This is a genomic window from Sphingobacterium pedocola (assembly GCF_015209965.1).
GTDB classification, from domain to species: domain Bacteria; phylum Bacteroidota; class Bacteroidia; order Sphingobacteriales; family Sphingobacteriaceae; genus Sphingobacterium; species Sphingobacterium pedocola.
Genome location: NZ_MU158691.1, coordinates 182766 through 202691, shown reverse-complemented (window position 1 = coordinate 202691; position 19926 = coordinate 182766). Strand labels below are relative to the sequence as shown.

The following is a 19926-nucleotide window of genomic DNA, read 5'->3' as shown; positions in this document are numbered from 1 at the left end:
TTTTACACGCAAATAACAAATATTTACATTTTGTTTTTGGTAATGCAGGCACATCGCTATTCAAACTCAGCCTGCAATATGCGAACTATCTCTTGGATAGTATCTTCTTCTAAATCCGTACGACGAACTAATTCCTCATGCGATAGTGTTAAAACAGATTTTGCACTATCCAATCCAACTCGTTTTAATTCATCGATGATCCAGCTATCGATTTCATCTGCAAATTCTTCGATATCCACGTCTTCCTCGATTTCATCATTTTCACGATATACGTCAATCTCATAACCTGTCAATTTTCCAGCCAACTTGATATTATGACCACCACGTCCAATTGCTAAAGAAACTTGATCCGGCTTTAAATACACTGCAGCCGCTTTACCATCTTCATCAATTTTGATTGAGGAAATTCGTGCCGGACTCAAGGCGCGCGTAATATATAGCGAATGGTTTGTCGTAAAATTGATTACATCAATATTCTCATTCCGCAATTCGCGTACGATACCGTGAATACGAGATCCTTTCATACCCACACAAGCACCTACAGGATCTATACGGTCATCATACGATTCAACTGCAACTTTAGCACGTTCTCCTGGTTCACGAACAATTTTCTTAATCGTAATCAAGCCATCGAAAATTTCAGGAACTTCCAACTCAAATAAACGTTGTAAGAATTCTGGTGCAGTACGTGAAATGATGATCTTAGGGTTACTATTCATCATATCGACTTTAGAAACTACTGCACGAATATTATCTCCCTTTTTAAAATAATCGGCAGGAATTTGTTCTGCTTTGGGAAGAATAAGTTCATTGCCATCTTCATCCAATACTAAAATTTCTTTTTTCCAGATTTGATATACTTCCCCTATTACTAATTCACCTTCACGATCCTTATATTTTTTGAATACTTCGTCTTTTTCCAATTCCAATACTTTAGAAACTAATGTCTGACGAGCAGCTAAAATAGCACGACGCCCAAAACTTTCTAATGTAATTTGCTCGATATATTCGTCCCCAACCTCCAAGTCTGGATCGTATTGATGCGCTTCTGCAAGTTCGATTTCAAGATCGTCGTCTTCCGAAAATCCGTCTTCCATTACAACACGGGTTCTCCAAATTTCCAAATCCCCATTATCTGGATTTACAATAACGTCTACGTTTTCATCTGTACCAAAACGTTTACGAATCATACTACGAAATACTTCTTCAAGCACTGTGATTACCGTCGGACGGTCAATATTTTTGAACTCTTTAAACTCCTGAAAAGAGTCAATCAAATTGATATTGCTGCTCATTTTTATTTAAATGAAATTAAAACCTTTGTTTCTTTTATTTGGCTTAAGGAAAATACCGCTTCTTTTATTTCAGCTTTCTTTCCTTTTTCTTTTACTTTTTCTTCAATTGTAAGTTCTTGCTCTGTGGCAGCGATCAATTTACCTTCTTTTGCAGTCCCATCCTCTAGCTTCAATCGTACATCACGTCCTATATTTTTCATATACTGACGCAACAACGCAAGTGGAGAATCAATACCTGGAGAAGAAACTTCTAAGCGATAGGCGCTTTCTATTACATTCTCCTCTTCAAGATGAAAACCAACATGCCTGCTTACTTTCACACAATCATCTATCGAAATCCCCTGATCGCCGTCTAGCAAAATCGCCAGCACTCCATTACTTTGCATTTTGATGCTTACGATAAATAAATCATCACGATCTCCAATTTTCTCTTCTACTAACTCCTTTACCCGTTGTTCAACTTGCATATTCTAATATTGAATTAAAAAAGGGGGCATATGATGCCCCCTTCCTTTCAGATACCACAAAGGTATAAAATTTTTCACAGAAACAAAAATCCGTTCTATTATTTTTTCGTATCTACCACTGAATTAATAGTTTTCTGCATTTGAGCCATCATAGAAGTTAACGTTTCCATCGTAGGTTCTGCTACAGGTTCCGGAAATTCAGTCGATATAAAAGCTTTAGCTTTCCATATTTCCAAAATATCAGCTGGCCCAACCCAATACGATTCGTAGACCTTATTATCTGAAACGAGTTTAAGGCCTTTATCTTCTTTATATTTAAAAGCGATACGTTTGTAAACCACCCCTTCATCTTTTGAGATCACTACATATGTCTGACCCGGCTTTATATCATTCCAATTCTCAACATATTCACCTATAATGACACTGCCCGACGGTAACGGTAGCATCGAATCCCCTTTGATCTCGAACGCCCTAAACGTCCCCTGATTGAACATAGGAAGATTGAATTTCGGCAACTCCTTTACATACTCCGGATCTGCATATCCATTTAGGTATCCTGCACTCGCTTTTACAGGCACTAACTCGATATTCTCCCGATCTGATTGATCCACTGTAATGCTCAGTACCCTTAAGTTAGAGGCGTTTCCTTTAGGGGTAGGTTTCCATTTTTCATCGATTACATCATTAGCCAACTCATCCATAGAAAGTGCATAAAAATCAGCTATTTTTTTTAGTAACTCATACTTAGGCTCTGCCCTATCTTCTTCATATGCTCCCACTGAAGCACGTTTAATATTCATCACATCAGCGAATTGCTGCTGAGTAAGCCCTTTATTTTTCCTTAAATACTTAAGATTAGAAGCGATGTTTGACATAATTTTTCAAATATTTTTTTTAAATACTAAAATTATTAGTACTATTGTGCCAATAAAATTAGTGAAGAAAAAATATAAAACCAAATAATTTAGCAAATAACATGAAGAAACACAGCATTTATATGATAACGGATAGCAATAGACTGTATTTAGAAGTTGAATACTGCACGGATGTATCCTTAAAACTTCACGAAATTGAACAGGCTGGCTGGTCTTTATTTTCTACCGGCCCTAAATTCAACAGAATAGTATATAGCGAAGATTTCCCTTCTTTTGATGCAGCACTGAAACGTGTTGATGAGATTAAACACTTTACACGTATGCAAAAAGAAAGGCTTATTCGAAAACATAATCCAAATTGGTTAAATATCATCCCGAAATCAACACCTCGAACAAAAAAAGTCGTTGTTTATGCCTAAGCTTAAACAACGACCTTAACAACCTCAACACGCATCATCTTACGTGCAAACTCAAAGATTAGACTACCATCCTGGCGCAAAGTTTAATCCGAATGTACCAAACTCTGAACGAGCTTTTTGAAGCGGAACTGCATAATAAGGTTCAAGTATCATTGCGCCAAATAAATTTATTCTCAAGGAGACCCCCATACTCATAGCTGGCACACGCACATTTTCGTTATATTTCCCGATGTAATAAACCTGTGTATCCGTTTCACTAATTTTATTTTCAATCCTTTCTCTATCTACAATATCCTTTAGCCCTCTCTCCCTTTTAATGACAGAGTTGCTTCGCCAACCAAGACCAATGTCAAAAAACAAATTCAAATCCGAGAACAAAAATGAAGATTTAACCGCTGCCAGCTTTTCTGGTCCTGTAAAAGGCAACCTAACCTCTAAATTCGCAACGGCCATCCTTGTCCCGCTTAATCCCATAAAATCCCGTTCATACGTAGAACCTATCGGCTCTGTCGAGGTCTCACTAGCAAATATATACCGTTTCACCTCCTCTCCCCGTTCAAACCCTCTGATTAGATGAGGATAGCCAATATGCAGGGGGTACAAACCATTTTCATCTTTACCTATACGCATATAAGAGTAAACACGACCTGCCAGCGTAAACGGTTTGAAACGCTGATATTTACGAACATCCACATTCACCGTTGAAAAATTGAACCCTCCAAAGACCCGGCCGTATTCGAGTCGATAACGAAAACCCTGTAATGGTGCAGCGATACCAAAAACAGCATTATCACCAACAAAGCCAACACTAGCTTGTTGGAGAAAAGCAGCCTCTAAGTTGCCAAGTCCTAAATCTCTAGCTTCCTCCCTCGACAACTTTTCACGATCTCCGTATCGTCCAAAATAGCTTTGACGCCACTTTTCGACTCTATAGTTATATTGCGAAACAGCTCCACCTAATTCGAACCGATGGTGTCTATTGAACGGATAAGCTACAAATGCATCAAACTGCGTCTGAAATTGGCGAATCATATAGGTATTGATCGAATATTCGTCTCCCCCTCCAAAGTCTTCAAGTTCAAACCTATTGAAACCATACCGAAAAGGAATATGCGAGAGAGACCCACCCCAATTCCAGCGGCTACGTTGGTTAATATAAGCCAACTGGCCTCCAAAATCATAAATCTCTCCGTTAATGTTGAGTGCGGCAAAAATTTGGTTATACCCTAAGATATCCGAAAACATCCCCTGTACACCGCTCGAAATACCTGCACCATAACGAGATCCAACAGACATTCCCACACCACTATTCGCTAGATAATCTAATTTAAATTTAGGCTGATAGGCTATATTATTTATCTGCGAATCGTCAATCCGTTGGAACACATTAAAGTTTTGTAAGTTCGTATTGACGACATTGATCCCGCGATTTACATTCGGAGGAAGCATAGCTGCATTAAAATCACTTACATTACCATCCACCACCTGAGCTTCAAAATCCGTACTTTTTGCTTTATAAACAGTATATTGGTTCTTTTTAAAATAGGAATATACGATTTCGTCGTTAGCGGAAATGCTCATAGCAGGAGAATATTCTGTAATACCGCTTATGCCCGTAAAGTAATCCGTCAATTTCTCCACCCTATTTGAATTAATAAGATAACGGTACATATTCCTAAAACCGTCTCCATTAGAAAGGAAATAGATTTCTTGGTCGTTCGATGAAAAATGTGGATTCAAATTATTTGCACCGGGGAATATTTCAATATTTCGAATCTCCTTACTGACGACATTAATGATGGCCAAATTCATCGGAATATCTACCGAACGCGAGTCCGACTGTAAAGCGATCCGATCTGTACTGAATACGATATACCTACCATCACGAGAAAAGCTGGGCTGAAAATCGGAGTAAAGATCATTGGTCAATTGATTAAGTTCTCTCGTTTTAAGGTTATAAATATAAATGTCACTATGTCCATTCTTTAAACCCGAGAAGGCCACTTTATCTCCATCAGGCGACCAGGTAATATTTGTAAATTCTACGATATCAGCCATGGGTTCGACAAATACAACCTTCCCGGTTTGTACATCTACGGACATCAATTTGTTTTTACCATCGCTAAAAACACTAAAAGCAAACTGCTTAGAATCTGGAGAAAATGTTCCCGCTGATTCTAAAAAGCTAAATTCATCGATATCACTATTCGTCAATTTGCTCCCCAATTTCCGTATCGTTTTTCCTGTGTTGGCATCCGCCAAAAAGAGATCGATACTAAAGAGATCCTGTTCCGAAAGATAAACGACATATCTCCCGTCAGGGGAAATTGTAGGTGAAACATTCATTCGGCCTCCATTTGTACGATTTATCAGACTAACACCAATCGGATTAGAAGTTGTATCTTTATTCAGGTTACGATACGTATTTTCCATGCTATTCTTCCATAAAGTGGAAATAGTCTGCGCATCATAACCAAATACACGACGAATAGCATTTTCATAGCCATATTTCGCAGTTTCAATAAATAAAGGCATAATTACGGTATCTCCATAGGTAGATCCGATATACGACCAAAATGCCTGTCCGTATCGATAAGGAAAATAATTATACGACTGTTCCGTCATCTGCTTAAGCGAGGGAATATCTTTATTTACATAAGCATCGCGCATCCACATAGAAGTAAAAGCATCTTTTTTACCAATCGAAAAGTATTCGGCCATACCTTCTATCATCCATAATGGAATATTACCGATACTTTCTAAGCGAGTAGAGTCTGTCCCCTCCATCAACACACGATATTGAAAAGCATGCACCAATTCGTGCCCCAAAACATGCCTTGTCTGCTGATTGATCTGCATAATAGGCATTACTACTCTTTGTTTGAATGCCTCTGTCACTCCCCCTGTTCCTACACCTATTTCCCCCGAGATAGCAGTAGTTTGCTGGAATTCCGGATGATTGTTATAGATGATCAACGGATTCTTACGCGCGAATGTATCCTGAAATACCTGCTGATGTAATTCATACCATACTTCGCTCTCCTTAGCTAGCCATTTGACCACTGTATCGTTATCTAAATAATAATACATATTAAAGTGCGGTGTATCATAAACTTTAAAATTCAGCTTTTTATAACGCATTTTATTCTGTCCAAAATATTGGGCAGAAGCTGGTATCACTACCAATAACATTAAAAATGTTATAAAAAAGTGGCTAATCGTAATGGTTAAATTCTTTTTCATAATTACTTAGCAAAGTGCCTAAAAATAATAAATCCCCTTATTGTATCAATATCTGAATATTTTCCTCCGGATTAGAGTTCGAACTTTGTGGCAAAATTGGTTTTATCTGAGGTAACGCAGGTAACATATTAATATCGATATCTCCCACTGAATCACGTTGAGTGTTTACGGTATCTTGCTGCACACGAATTCGAGGACTAGGACATTTATATTCTTTTTTAATATCCACCGTCGCTTCTGGAAATTTACCGAAGGTTACTCCCAGGTTAGGATTTTTATATATTTCTTCCATAAAAGATGCATAAATAGGTAACGCTGTTTTCGATCCTTCTCCGGTTTGAGAATTTTTAAAATGTATACTTTGTTCATCACATCCCACCCATACTCCCGCTACTAAATCTTTGGTTACGCCCATATACCAGCCGTCTACATAATCTGAAGAAGTCCCTGTTTTACCTCCGATTTCATTATTATTTTGGAACAGATCCCATTCCCAAAGTGCTTGCGACGTACCTCCCGGTTCTTCTACTGTACCTCTAAGCATATACGTCATCAGCCACGCATTCTCGGGGTCTACCACTTGCTTTTGATCAGACTTAAATTCAGCTATTGTATGCCCCTCCATATTCACAATTTTGGAAACTAAAATTGGCTCCGTTTTTTTACCAGCATTCATAAATGTGCTGTATGCACGCACCATTTCGAATACCGATACATCGCTGGACCCTAATCCTACAGAAGGAACGGGCTCCAATTTGCTTTCTATACCACATTGATGCGCAACCTCTACTACTTTATCCCACCCCACATCTTGCGTGATCTGCGCCGTAATAGAATTAAGCGATCTAGCCATCGCCCAACGTAGCGACATATTTTGATGTGAAAATGTCCAGTCCGCATTCTTAGGTTCCCAAATCTCAGGCTCTCCTTTCAAATTAACAAAATCAATTTTAACGGGTTGATCGACATATTTATCACACGGCGTCATCCCTGATTCCAACGCAGCCAAATAAGCAAAAGGTTTAAAAGTAGATCCTGCCTGACGTTTGGATTGGTTGACATGGTCAAATTTGTAGAAAGAATGGTTAATACCCCCTATCCACACTTTTATTGCACCATTATACGGATCCATTGCCATCATCCCTGTATTCAGCATTACAATGTAATGTCTTAAAGAATCCATAGTAGAATAATTTACATCTTCCATACCATCCCAGGTGAATACTTTCATTTTCTTTTTCTGTTCCAATATGGAAAATACGGAATCCTCATTATGATATTGCTTCATCAATTCTTTATATATGGGAAGCTTACGTGCGTGGTTTTCTAAAAAATCAGGCAATACTTCTCCTGCCTTGTCGCGCCAAGGTTCTTGATTACGCCAAGTATTTTCCAGTTTACGCTGCAACCCCTTCATCTGTGCCTCAACTACATTCTCAGCGATTTTCTGCATCCGAGAATCAATAGTAGTATATATTTTTAAGCCCGCTTTGTAAATATCTATCTCATTATCTTGACTCCATTTATCTAACCACCGCTCTACCGCCGTACGTAAGTAGGAATCGTTTGCGTCCCTATTATCTTGGTGATTTAAGTTGAGTTTCAGCGAATCCTGGCTAAGTTGTGCGACTTCGAAAGAAGAAATAAAATTTGCTTTTTGCATTTGACTAAGCACCACATTTCTTCGTTGAAGTGCATTTTTCGGATTACGAGTCGGATTATAAATAGTGGTACCCTTTAACATGCCGATTAATAATGCACTCTCATTCACCTGAAGAGCACTCGGTAATTTATTGAAATATCGAAGAGACGCAGACTTGATTCCGTATGCATTATTACTAAACGAAACAGTATTCAAATACATCGTAATGATTTCATTCTTTGAATATTTCCTTTCCAGCTTATAAGCAGTCATCCACTCCTTATATTTGGTGATGAGGATACTGACTCCTGGTACGCTGCTTAAATAACCCTGCGAATGTGCGTAGCGCGTGCGGTATAAATTTTTGGCCAGCTGTTGCGTAATCGTGCTGGCCCCTCGAGGATCTCCTTTTAACGTTGAAACAGCTCCCGAAATTAATCCCAAAAAATCAATTCCATTATGTTTATAAAATCTAATATCTTCTGTTGCTATTAGCGCTTCCAAAACAGTAGGTGCAATACTATCATAAGGTACCGGGTCTCTATCTTGTTCAAAATAACGACCAATTAACACAGAATCGGCCGTATATACTTCAGAAGCTACATTTAAGGTAGGCATAACAATATCTTTTTCGGTAGGGGTATAACCAAAAAGACCTAAGAAATTGAGTTGAACAGCACATGTGAATAATACGATGCTATAGATAGCAATGAGAAAGTAACGGAGGGGCTTGTTTTTAACTCGTGTAAACATGTGGTAAATATGAATAAAATGTTTGAAAAAACTACATATTAATGGACTAATTGACGTTGGTGATTAAAAAAATTAACGAATTTTAACAAATGATAATAACGGGTAAAAATCACCCCGTTACTTCTTAAATTATCATCATTCGGTGACAAAGACATCCTCACCACTTTCTAAATGTAAATTATTTCAATATTATTGACTAAATTTACATTTGTAATTAACTTAAACATGTTAAAACAAACATTACAACAAAAATTATTACAAAAATTATCTCCTCAACAAATACAGTTTATAAAATTGTTGCAGGTTCCTACTGCTTCATTAGATACCCGAATAAAAGAAGAACTGGAAGAAAATCCAGCACTGGAGGATGGAAGCTTAGCAAACATGAATGATCCCATCGAAGAATATCCAGACAAGGATCCAGATGAAAATTTCGAAGGTAGTGATGATTCATTTGACGAAGAATTTAGCGTAGAAGAATATATACAGGAGGATGATTTTAATGATTACGGAAGTAATTATTCTAATGATGATGAGGATGATCGCAAGGAAATACCCATAGCCATACAGGATTCATTCTTCGAAAAGCTCCAAAACCAGTTAGACTTGCTTGCTTTATCCGATAAGGAATATCTTGTTGGAAACCAAATCATTGGAAGTTTAGACGACGACGGTTATTTAAGACGCCCTGTTCCATCGTTGATAGACGATCTTGCTTTTTCTCAGAATATAGTAACAGACGAAAAAGAAGTAAAAGAAATGCTGGCAATCATTCAAGAGTTCGAACCCGCTGGTATCGGGGCCAGGGATCTGCAAGAATGCCTCCTTATTCAACTTCGAAAAAAAGATCAACACAATTTGATCGTAAAAAAGGCGATGCAGGTAGTGGAAAATTATTTGGATGAATTTATAAAAAAACACTACGACAAAATTGAGAAACAATTGGGAGTAAATTCAGAAGAACTAAAAGAAATAATTAATGAAATTCTGAAATTGAATCCTAAGCCTGGCGATTCTGGGGCGATAGCCGGGAAACAGCTACATGTAATTCCGGATTTTCATATCATGAATAATGATGGCGTATTACATTTAACCCTCAATGGCCGAAACGCTCCCGAACTACGCGTTTCCCGATCTTATCAAGATATGTTCGAACATTACGAAAAAACAGAAAAATCAGATAAGAAAATGAAAGAAGCTGTTCAATTTGTCAAACAAAAATTGGACTCTGCAAAATGGTTTATCGATGCAATCAAGCAACGTCAACAAACTCTCTTAAAAACGATGAATGCCATTATGGAATATCAATACGACTATTTCCTAACGGGTGACGACCGCATGCTTAGACCGATGATTTTAAAAGATATCGCGGACAAGATCGAAATGGATATTTCAACCGTATCCCGCGTAGCCAATTCGAAATATGTACAAACGGAATTTGGAACATTTTTACTGAAATCGTTTTTTTCCGAAGCTATCCAAACTGACTCTGGAGAAGAGGTATCGAATAAGGAAGTAAAAAAAATTCTTGAAGAGTGTATAGCCAACGAAGACAAGCGCAAGCCATTGGCAGATGAAAAATTAACTGACATTCTTAAGGAAAAAGGCTATACCATTGCCCGCCGTACTGTTGCAAAATACCGGGAAGCCATGAACATCCCAGTTGCCCGACTTCGTAAAGAACTATAGAAGAAAGCCAATAGTAAATATTTACTATTGGCTTTCTTCTTCCTTTCTACGATGATAACGTCGTGCGATAATAGTCACGAGAAAGATCTGAAAAGCATGATAAATCATAAGCGGTAAAAAATAAAGACCAGCGCTAGGATTATTGAGAAACAAAAATTTCCCGAAAACGCTACCGTGCGTCAATGATTTTTTAGACCCACAAAAGATCGCGGTTATTTGATCCACGACAGAGAATTTCAGAACATATTTCGTCAACACGTATAATATGCCATAAATCAGCGCGAATAAAACACTAACACCAATAAAAACATAAACCAGATAAGACGTACTTATCGTGCGAAATACACCGGAGCTAAAAGAATCGGCGAAGCTACTATAAACTATTAGAAGAATAACCGTCTTATCAAACTGTGCTAGCCGTATGCTATATTTAGACGCCCACCCGCCCAAATAACGCTGTAATAGTAAACCCAAAATTACCGGTATGATGATTTCACGTATTAATCCCCAATACACATCACCAAACACATTTTCCGTGTGAAAATCTAAAAACAAACTCATCCATAGCGGCGTGACGATCACGCCGATTAACCCGGAAACACTTGCATTAAAAATGGCCGCTGGTACATTGCCTTTAGCAATAGAAACCATCACCACGGATGATGAAACCGTAGAAGGTAGTGCTGCTAAAAAGAAAAATGAAAGCCAAAAATTTTCTTGCACAGCATTCGCAACAAAAGATTTGAATGGCAATACCAGCAAAGGAAACAACATAAAAGTTGTCAATTGCACCACTACATGAAGTTTCCAATTCTTTAGCCCATACTTTATATCTGTGATACTTAATTTCAAACCGTAGAAAAAAAAGATGAGGGATACCCCTACTGTAGTAACTGCTTCGATGAATTTTCCATCTTGAAATAAAACTGCTTGAGGAAAAAAATAAGCCAAACCAATCGCAATCAACAATGCAAGTAGAAAACTATCAAATTTCAATTTCATATGTAAATAGTTATATTTTTTACAATTTATCAAAATTTTAGCGTTATAAATGAAGGTTATATAATATATTTGCACTACCATGAGCACAACATCATTTTTATCAAACAGGATTAACAATCTATCCGAGTCAGCGACTTTAAAAATGACCAAATTAGGTCGTGAGCTGGCTTCAAAAGGTATCAACGTCATCAGTCTTAGTGTTGGCGAACCTGACTTTAATACGCCAGTACATGTAAAAGATGCCGCAAAAAAAGCATTAGACGACAACTACACGCGTTATTCGCCAGTACCGGGATATCCAGATTTACGCCAAGCAATTGTCAATAAACTCAAAACTGAAAATGGACTTGATTACGACATTTCACAAATTGTCGTGTCTACCGGTGCTAAACAGTCACTATCTAATGTAATATTGACGCTAATAAATCCAGGAGAAGAAGTAATCATTCCTACCCCATACTGGGTATCTTACTCCGAAATGGTAACCCTAGCGGAAGGAAAATCCGTTTTCATCGACACCGATATTGAAAGTAATTTCAAAATTACTCCAGAACAGTTAGAAGTGGCTATCACACCGAATACCAAGCTTTTCATGTTCTCTTCCCCTTGCAATCCGACCGGATCTGTATATAGTAAAGATGAGTTAGCTGCTCTTGTTACCGTATTTGAAAAATATCCTAATATTTTCATTCTTTCGGATGAGATATATGAGCATATCAACTTTGTTGACCAACACGAGTCCATTGCACAATTTGACAGTATCAAAGATCGTGTAATCATCGTAAATGGTTTTTCAAAAGCATTCGCAATGACAGGATGGCGTTTGGGTTATATCGCAGCAAATAAAGAAATAGCAGCTGCTAATGATAAACTCCAAGGACAAACGACCTCCGGAACATGCTCCATCGCTCAACGCGCAGGAATTGTAGCTTACGAACAGGGACTAGAGAGCGTAAACAAAATGAAAGAAGCATTTTTACGCCGGCGCAAGTTGGTCTACGAATTACTTAATGGCATTCCAGGTGTAAAAACAAACTTACCGGAAGGCGCGTTCTATTTCTTTCCTGAAATCAGTTCATTCTTTGGTAAAAAAGATCCAGATGGTAATGAAATTAAAAATTCAGCTGATCTGGCTTTATATTTACTAAACTTCGGCCATGTGGCTACAGTAGGTGGAGACTCATTTGGAAATAACAACTATATCCGTCTTTCCTATGCCGCATCTGATGAGAGCTTGGTAGAAGCATTAAGAAGAATAAAAGAAGCATTAGCAAACCTGAGCTTCTAACTACTCGAAACCAAAAAAGGCTGAATGATCAGCCTTTTTTGGTTAAGTACATTGTTACTTCAGTGTTAACAGGTAGAAACTAAAACTTCGAAGAGCAACCTATGCTCGTACCATTGGGTATAACGGCATTTTTTTTCACGACGACAATCCCTTCTACCACCGTATAATGTTCGAAATCACCATCTTCTAGATGTTTCCCACCCTTAATCCGCACATCGTTACCAATGCGGCAGTTCTTATCTAAAATTGCTGTCTCAATATAACAGCGCTCACCGACTCCAATTGGCGGGGGTGTCTGTGAGCTGCTTAATTCTACAACCTCATTCAGATCTTCATAATAGTCTGTTCCCATCATGTAAGTATATTTAATGACAGATCCCTTGCCCACCCTTGACCGTATTCCTATTACGGAGCGCTCTATTTTGTCTGCCATTAATATGCATCCGTCGGCAACTATAGCACTATTTAAGGTCGAGCCCGAAATTTTAGAAGGAGGAAGCATTCGCGCCCGTGTATAAACGGTTTCTCCAAACAAGTTGAAAGATGGAATATCGTCTGTCAATCCGATATTCGCCTCGAAAAAGGAAGGAATTGTACCAATATCGGTCCAATAGCTATCAAACTGATAACTCAATACTCGACAATTTTCGATAGCCTCAGGAATAATTTCCTTTCCAAAATCCATCCCCGGGTTTTCCGACAACAGCCTTCGCATTACACCCTTAGAAAAAACATAAATACCCATAGAAGCTAGATAATTACGTCCCTGCTGTTCCAAATCGGGGGCGACTTCCGAGGTCCAATCGGGAAGCAGGTCCTTAATCGGCTTTTCAATGAAAGATACAACTTCATTTGCCTCGTTAGATTTCAAAATTCCAAAACTAGAAGCTTCTTTTGCAACAACAGGAATGGTTCCAATCGTGATCTCTCCACCATTTTGAACATGGAAATCCACTATATCGGAATAATCCATTTGGTACAACTGATCACCCGATAAAATCAACACATAATCGTAATCTACATTAACCAAGTTTTTTTGTGTTCTACGCACTGCATCTGCCGTACCTTCAAACCACTTGTCACCATCATTTGTCTGTTCTGCAGCTAGGATATCAACAAACCCCTTACTAAAAATACTGAAATTATAGGAGTTTTTGATATGCTTATTTAACGAAGCAGAATTGTATTGCGTTAATACAAAAATCTTATTGTATCCCGAATTGAGACAATTAGAAATCGGAATATCCACTAAACGATATTTTCCTGCGATCGGGACTGCAGGTTTTGATCTTTGATCTGTGAGCGGGTAAAGGCGTGTGCCTCGTCCTCCCCCTAACACGATTGAAACTACTTTGTGTTGCGCCATACCTATTTGAGTAATTGGTTATATAATTCTACATATTTCTGAGCCGACCTTTTCCATGAAAAATCAAGCTGCATTGCCTTTTTACGAATACCTTTCCATATTTTATTATCAGTATACATATCCAACGACCGTTCAATTGTTTTAACAGCTTCGTCAGCATTTAGTTTTTCAAAAACAAAACCGTAACCCTCCTCAAGTACATCCACCACAGTATCCCTTAGTCCGCCTATGCCACGAACTATGGGAATAGTACCATATTTTAACGCATATAGTTGATTTAGGCCACAGGGCTCCACCCGCGATGGCATAAGTAACATATCAGAAGCCGCGTATACTTGGTGTGCAAGTTTTTCATCATAACCGAAAAACAAATTTATTTTTCCCTCAAACTGAAGCTGGAGCTCGATAAGTCCATTCTGAATCTCGCGATCACCCGATCCCAGTATAAACACACTCACATTCTGTCGAACAGAAAATAATTTCACACAAATATCAAAAAGCAAGTCTGCGCCCTTTTCTTTAGCAAATCGTCCAATAAAAGAAATAAGAGGAAAAGCCAGCGGAAGATTAAATTGCTTACACAACGCCTGCTTATTTTCTTCCTTACCTCTGTTTACTGTCACTCTATTGTAGTTTCTTTCTATTAACTGATCACTACTGGGATTCCAGTACGCTGTATCTATACCATTAACAATGCCATATGCTTTTCCCGATTCCGCGTTAAATAAAGCCTGTAATCCATTAGCATCTATAAAAAGCTCATTCAGATAACCATCGGAAACAGTAGTGTATGCGTCGCTACATTTAATAGCTGCCGCAAGTGGATTAATTACCCCGTCCCAATCTAACAGCCCCCACTTCCACGTATCAAAAGAGGGCAGCAATATCCCTTTGCTCCAGTTCATCCAGCCTTGATACTGGCCATTGTGAACTGTAAATATAGTCCTGATATCTGCCAGGTTTCTAAAATCTACACCATGTTGCAGTAAAAAGGCGATTAGTCCCACATGATGATCGTGACAATGAATAATGGAGGGGTATATACCGTGGTTTTGTATCCAATGTAAAAAAGCGTGCTGAAATGCGATCCATTGTTCCGCTTCATCAGGATAACAATACACCTCTTCCCTATCCAATTTTCCCGGTATTTTAATCAAAAAAAGTGGAAATCCCAACACATCGCTTTCTTCTTTATGGATCTCATATTGCAATTCATCAGATCCTTGAAAAAAAGAACCAGTTGTTACAACTTCAAATTGTTGCTCTTTAACAAAAGGACAATCAAACCAAGGCATAACTACTTTTGCATCTATCCCTAATGCACGTTGGTATTTAGGCAAAGCTCCCACAACATCGGCTAAGCCGCCAACCTTCGCAATAGGGAAGCATTCCACACTTAGATGTATAACTTCCATAACAAAATTTTTATATCGTTCTTTTAAGGACTAGACCACCCAAAGGAGGCAAATTAATTTTAATGGAATCGGTTTTATCCATCCAGGGAATCTGCTCCGATTTAGCATTTGGCGTTTCCATGCCAGAACCAAAAAAAGAAATATCATCCGAATTGAATATTACTTCCCAATTACCGGATTCCGGCACACCAATTCGATAATCCTGTCTCACAATCGGTGTTAAATTAAGAGCTATTATAACATCACTTGAAGGTATAAGTCCTTTTCTTATAAAAGCAAGTACGCTGTTATCATTATCACCATATTCCAACCATTCAAATCCATCAACACTGAACGCTTTTTCATATAAAGCAGGTTCTGATTTGTAGATCTCGTTTAGCTGTTTTATGTATTGATGCATACCTTTATGCGATGCGTAGTCAAGCAGATGCCAGTCTAAGGATTGATTTACATTCCATTCTGAAGTCTGTCCGAACTCTCCTCCCATAAACAAAAGCTTCGTACCCGAAAAAGTAAACATGTATAAATACAGGGCTCGCAAATTGGCAAATTTCTGCCATTCGTCTCCTGGCATTTTATATATTAATGACTGTTTACCATACACAACCTCATCGTGTGACAAGGGGAGCATAAAGTTTTCATGGAATGCATAGACCGTTGAAAAAGTCAATTTGTCATGATGAAACTTTCTATTAATTGGATCTTCCTTAAAATAATTGAGTGTATCGTGCATCCATCCCATCATCCATTTCATACCGAATCCTAATCCATTGCTAAAAGTGGGTCTACTCACACCAGGCCAAGAGGTGGATTCTTCTGCGATCATCTGTACGTCCGGATAATTGGCATATACAGCTTCATTGAGTTCCTTTAGAAAATGAACGGCCTCTAGGTTTTCACGTCCTCCAAATTCATTTGGAATCCACTGCCCTACCTCTCGCGAATAATCGAGATAAAGCATAGATGCAACAGCATCTACTCTAATCCCATCCACATGATAACGATCCAACCAAAATAAAGCATTACTGATTAAGAACGAACGAACTTCATTTCGTCCGTAATTGAAAATATACGATTTCCAATCCGGATGAAATCCCTTTCTCGGGTCTTCATGTTCATACAGCGATGTACCGTCAAAATTGCGAAGTCCATGATCATCACCCGGAAAATGAGAAGGAACCCAGTCCAATAGCACCCCAATTTCATTTTTATGAAGTTGTTCGATTAAGAACATCAAGTCCTGAGGGCTACCATACCGCGAGCTTGCAGCATAATATCCTGTAACTTGGTATCCCCATGAAGGGTAATAGGGATGTTCCATTATCGGCATAAATTCTACATGCGTAAAACCTAAATTTTTAACATACGGGACTAGTTTTTCGGCGATCTCACGGTACGATAGAAGCCGCTCTGGGTCATTTGGATCTCTGACCCAAGAACCTATGTGTATCTCATAAACCGAAATCGGACTATTCAGGTTATTATTCTCATTACGATGCCGCATCCATTTTTCGTCATTCCATTGATACCAAGTCGTACTTACAATAGACGCAGTATGCGGCGGTATTTCAGTCATTAAAGCAAAAGGATCACTTTTTTCTACATGATCGCCAGAAGAAGATTGTATGTAGTATTTATACACTTCTCCCATTCCGATTCCAAAAATAACGCCTTCCCAAATACCACTTCCGTCCCATCTTACATTTAAGAGATGGCCATGGGGATTCCAGCCGTTGAAGTTCCCTACGACAGATACAACCCGTGCATTAGGTGCCCAAACAGCAAAGTAAACACCTTGCTTGCCCTCTAAATAAACTGTTTGAGAACCCAACTTTTCATATAATCGAAAATGCTTCCCGGCTTTAAAGAGCTCAATATCAAAATCTGTCAGCAAAGAAAAAACTTCTACAGCTTTATTCATAATAGATTATTCTATGGTTATTTTTTTGAAATCATTATCTACAACTACATATTTATCGCCGTTCTCTTTGGACAACACGGGTACCACGATACCATCTGCTATTACTTGTCTTACTTCAAAGGGGAAACCGATCAGATAGATGTTGTAATCGTCATATCTTTCGGTAAATAATCCGTCTCGCTGCTGCAAAATTTTCGCGCTATTCGCTTCTGCTGTGAAAATAAAGTGTTTCTCCAAATACACATTTTGTTCAAAAGCAAACGTATCTCCATGATCCGTGTATCCATAGCTGTGATGTTCACCTTCAGAATAGTATACATTCAATTTTAATGCTTCTATCTTTTTTTCGCCTACGTACTGCATAACAGGATATTCAGGGAGAATCGTCCCCCCTTTAATAAACATTGGCATTTGATCTAATGGAGTCGGAATAGATACTTCTTCTTCTCCTTTAAATACTTCATTGGTAAAATAATAAAACCATTCTCCATTCGGAAGATAAACCACTTTAGACGTCTGGCCGGGATTCAAAACTGGAGATACAAGTATTTTGTCTCCAAATGCAAATTCTTCCTCTCGAAGTAAATTTTTATAGACATGTTGTTCCAGCAACGCGACAGGGCGTAGGATCGGAAGTCCATACTTGTGCTGTTGCCAGAAAATGGAATAAATATAAGGCAACAGGCGGTATCTCAACTCAATAAACTTTTTGCATATGGTTTCCCATTCTGGCCCGAAGCTCCATGGCTCTCTATCTCTCGTATCACCAGCCGAGTGGACACGCATAAATGGTGAAAACACCCCAAACTGCATCCAACGTGTATATAGTTCACCATCTGGATTACCTGTGAAACCACCTATATCTGTACCACAAAATGATAATCCAGAAATAGAGAGGCGCTGTAATTGTAATACACCTATACGTAAATGTTCCCAGGTAGCAATATTATCACCTGTCCATACGGATGAATAACGTTGCGTACCCGAATACGCCGCTCGTGTTAGCGTAAAAGGTCTTTTATTTTTGTATAATTTAAGAAGTCCTTCATACGTGGCACGAACCATTTGCATACCATATATATTATGCGCTTTACGATGCGATCCCCTATATCCGTCGTAATTATGACGGACATCATCCGGAAATGTACCTCGTCCAAAGACCGCCGGTTCATTCATATCATTCCAAAACCCAGCGACGCCATCTTCCACAAGTCCTTTATATAGTGTACCCCACCAAGTCCGTACTTCAGGATTCGTATAATCCGGAAACTGGCAACGTCCAGGCCAAACGAATCCTTCCATAAAATAATCATCACCTCGACGACAAAAATACTTATTGTCGTGTCCCTCCTTGAAAACCCAGTAATTTTCGTCCACTTTAATACCCGGATCGATCATTACTACCGTCTTAAAACCATTAGCCGACAAGTCACTGATCATTTTTTTCGGATCAGGAAAGTATTGTTTATTCCAGGTAAAGCACCTATAACCTTCCATATAATCTATGTCCAGATAAATCGCGTCGCACGGTATTTCCCGCTTTCGAAATTCAGAAGCTACCTCACGAACCATCTTTTCGGGATAATAACTCCATCTACACTGATGGTAACCAATTGCCCACATAGGAGGTAAAAAATGAGTCCCCGTAAGGGCATGGTAACGTTGTACTACATCCATTATCTGCGGACCATGAATGTAGTAATACTGCAGTTCCCCCCCTTCAGACCAGAAACTGGTTTGATCCTGATGTTCTGCAGCAAAATCGAAAAAAGTTTTAAACGTATTATCAAAAAAAACACCGTAGGCATCCCCTTGGGTCACACCAATATAAAAAGGAACTGTTTTATACAAGGGATCCTGATTAAAAGCGAAAGAGTAGGTATCCGAATTCCAATTCTTAATCCTCCGCCCCCGTAAATTCAAATTGGATGCTTTATCACCGCCCCCAAAGAAAACCTCATCTTCATATGCTTTTTTCGTACAGTAGACATAATAGCCTCCAAAGTCGGGGTTTTCCTCCCAATGCATAGGCGCATGATCTGCATTGAGCGTCTTACCGCTTATATCTGAAAATGACACCAGAAAATCTTTCTTTGTAATGGTACAGATCACATTATTTGTCTTAACATGAAAATTTTCATCATCTTCCTTCACATCATAAGAGTGTGTGTGTTTTTCCTGATCGATTACAGCATAAGAAAAATCATCCAAAAAAGCTCCCTGGGGAGCCAAGCGCACACGGATCACATCATCAGTAACCACTCTAACTTCAACTTGAGCCTTCCCATCTGTAAACACAAAATTATTTCCATCTTTGACATATCCAATTACCGATCGAAGGTATTTTTTTTCTATCTCTGGTAAATCGAGGATTGGATTATTTACGTGTTGGATATCCCCTTCCAAGGATTCTTCAGTTACCATTACTGAAGCTATTTCTTGCTTTTTTATATCACCCATAAAACATTATTCTATTTTTTATAACTGCCCATATTAGTTGCATTTAAAATACGACTAATTTTTAGAAAATCAACTTTTTAGGAGAAATAAA

Annotated in this window: 13 protein-coding genes; 3 read left to right on the top strand and 10 right to left on the bottom strand. The window is 38.5% G+C overall.

Going from position 1 to position 19926, the window contains the following annotated elements:
* Positions 1-56: 56 nt before the first annotated feature.
* The 3 genes from nusA to C4F40_RS16765 all read right to left on the bottom strand — a co-directional run bounded on the left by nusA (position 57) and on the right by C4F40_RS16765 (position 2637).
* Complete coding sequence (gene nusA, locus C4F40_RS16775) at positions 57-1295, bottom strand: transcription termination factor NusA (protein ID WP_196940572.1); 1239 nt, start codon at positions 1293-1295, stop codon at positions 57-59.
* 2 nt (positions 1296-1297) lie between these two features.
* Positions 1298-1762, bottom strand: coding sequence for a ribosome assembly cofactor RimP (rimP, locus tag C4F40_RS16770; RefSeq protein WP_196940571.1), 465 nt, complete (start codon positions 1760-1762; stop codon positions 1298-1300).
* 98 nt (positions 1763-1860) lie between these two features.
* The gene (locus tag C4F40_RS16765; RefSeq protein ID WP_196940570.1) at positions 1861-2637 is read right to left on the bottom strand and encodes an XRE family transcriptional regulator; all 777 of its coding nucleotides are present in this window, start codon (positions 2635-2637) and stop codon (positions 1861-1863) included.
* A gap of 101 nt (positions 2638-2738) precedes the next feature.
* On the opposite strand from C4F40_RS16765, the gene C4F40_RS16760 reads away from it, so the two are divergent.
* Positions 2739-3056: a GIY-YIG nuclease family protein gene (locus tag C4F40_RS16760; protein WP_196940569.1), complete on the top strand. Its 318-nt coding sequence runs from the start codon at positions 2739-2741 to the stop codon at positions 3054-3056.
* Positions 3057-3119: 63 nt separating this feature from the next.
* Here C4F40_RS16760 and C4F40_RS16755 read toward each other — a convergent pair whose 3' ends face one another.
* Together C4F40_RS16755 and C4F40_RS16750 are read right to left on the bottom strand one after the other, a co-directional pair.
* On the bottom strand, positions 3120-6299 hold the full coding sequence (locus C4F40_RS16755) for a peptidase MA family metallohydrolase (protein WP_231390102.1): 3180 nt from the start codon (positions 6297-6299) through the stop codon (positions 3120-3122).
* A gap of 37 nt (positions 6300-6336) precedes the next feature.
* On the bottom strand, positions 6337-8694 hold the full coding sequence (locus C4F40_RS16750; protein ID WP_196940568.1) for a transglycosylase domain-containing protein: 2358 nt from the start codon (positions 8692-8694) through the stop codon (positions 6337-6339).
* 225 nt (positions 8695-8919) lie between these two features.
* Between C4F40_RS16750 and rpoN the strand changes: the two genes are divergently transcribed.
* Positions 8920-10383 carry an RNA polymerase factor sigma-54 gene (gene rpoN / locus C4F40_RS16745; RefSeq protein ID WP_196940567.1) on the top strand — a complete coding sequence of 488 codons (1464 nt, stop codon included), beginning with the start codon at positions 8920-8922 and terminating at the stop codon, positions 10381-10383.
* Positions 10384-10407: 24 nt separating this feature from the next.
* Here the strand turns inward: rpoN and C4F40_RS16740 are convergent, their stop codons facing one another.
* Positions 10408-11385: a bile acid:sodium symporter family protein gene (locus C4F40_RS16740; protein ID WP_196940566.1), complete on the bottom strand. Its 978-nt coding sequence runs from the start codon at positions 11383-11385 to the stop codon at positions 10408-10410.
* 142 nt (positions 11386-11527) lie between these two features.
* Between C4F40_RS16740 and C4F40_RS16735 the strand changes: the two genes are divergently transcribed.
* Positions 11528-12673: a pyridoxal phosphate-dependent aminotransferase gene (locus C4F40_RS16735; protein ID WP_196940565.1), complete on the top strand. Its 1146-nt coding sequence runs from the start codon at positions 11528-11530 to the stop codon at positions 12671-12673.
* 79 nt (positions 12674-12752) lie between these two features.
* Here the strand turns inward: C4F40_RS16735 and C4F40_RS16730 are convergent, their stop codons facing one another.
* From C4F40_RS16730 to C4F40_RS16715, 4 genes are read right to left on the bottom strand one after another with little or no spacing between them, the layout of a single operon-like run.
* Positions 12753-14039, bottom strand: coding sequence for a glucose-1-phosphate adenylyltransferase (locus tag C4F40_RS16730; protein ID WP_196940564.1), 1287 nt, complete (start codon positions 14037-14039; stop codon positions 12753-12755).
* A gap of 2 nt (positions 14040-14041) precedes the next feature.
* On the bottom strand, positions 14042-15454 hold the full coding sequence (locus C4F40_RS16725; protein WP_196940563.1) for a glycogen synthase: 1413 nt from the start codon (positions 15452-15454) through the stop codon (positions 14042-14044).
* A gap of 10 nt (positions 15455-15464) precedes the next feature.
* Positions 15465-17375 carry a 1,4-alpha-glucan branching protein GlgB gene (gene glgB / locus C4F40_RS16720; protein ID WP_196940562.1) on the bottom strand — a complete coding sequence of 637 codons (1911 nt, stop codon included), beginning with the start codon at positions 17373-17375 and terminating at the stop codon, positions 15465-15467.
* A 6-nt stretch (positions 17376-17381) separates the two neighbouring features.
* Complete coding sequence (locus tag C4F40_RS16715; RefSeq protein WP_196940561.1) at positions 17382-19835, bottom strand: glycoside hydrolase family 31 protein; 2454 nt, start codon at positions 19833-19835, stop codon at positions 17382-17384.
* Positions 19836-19926: the final 91 nt, after the last annotated feature.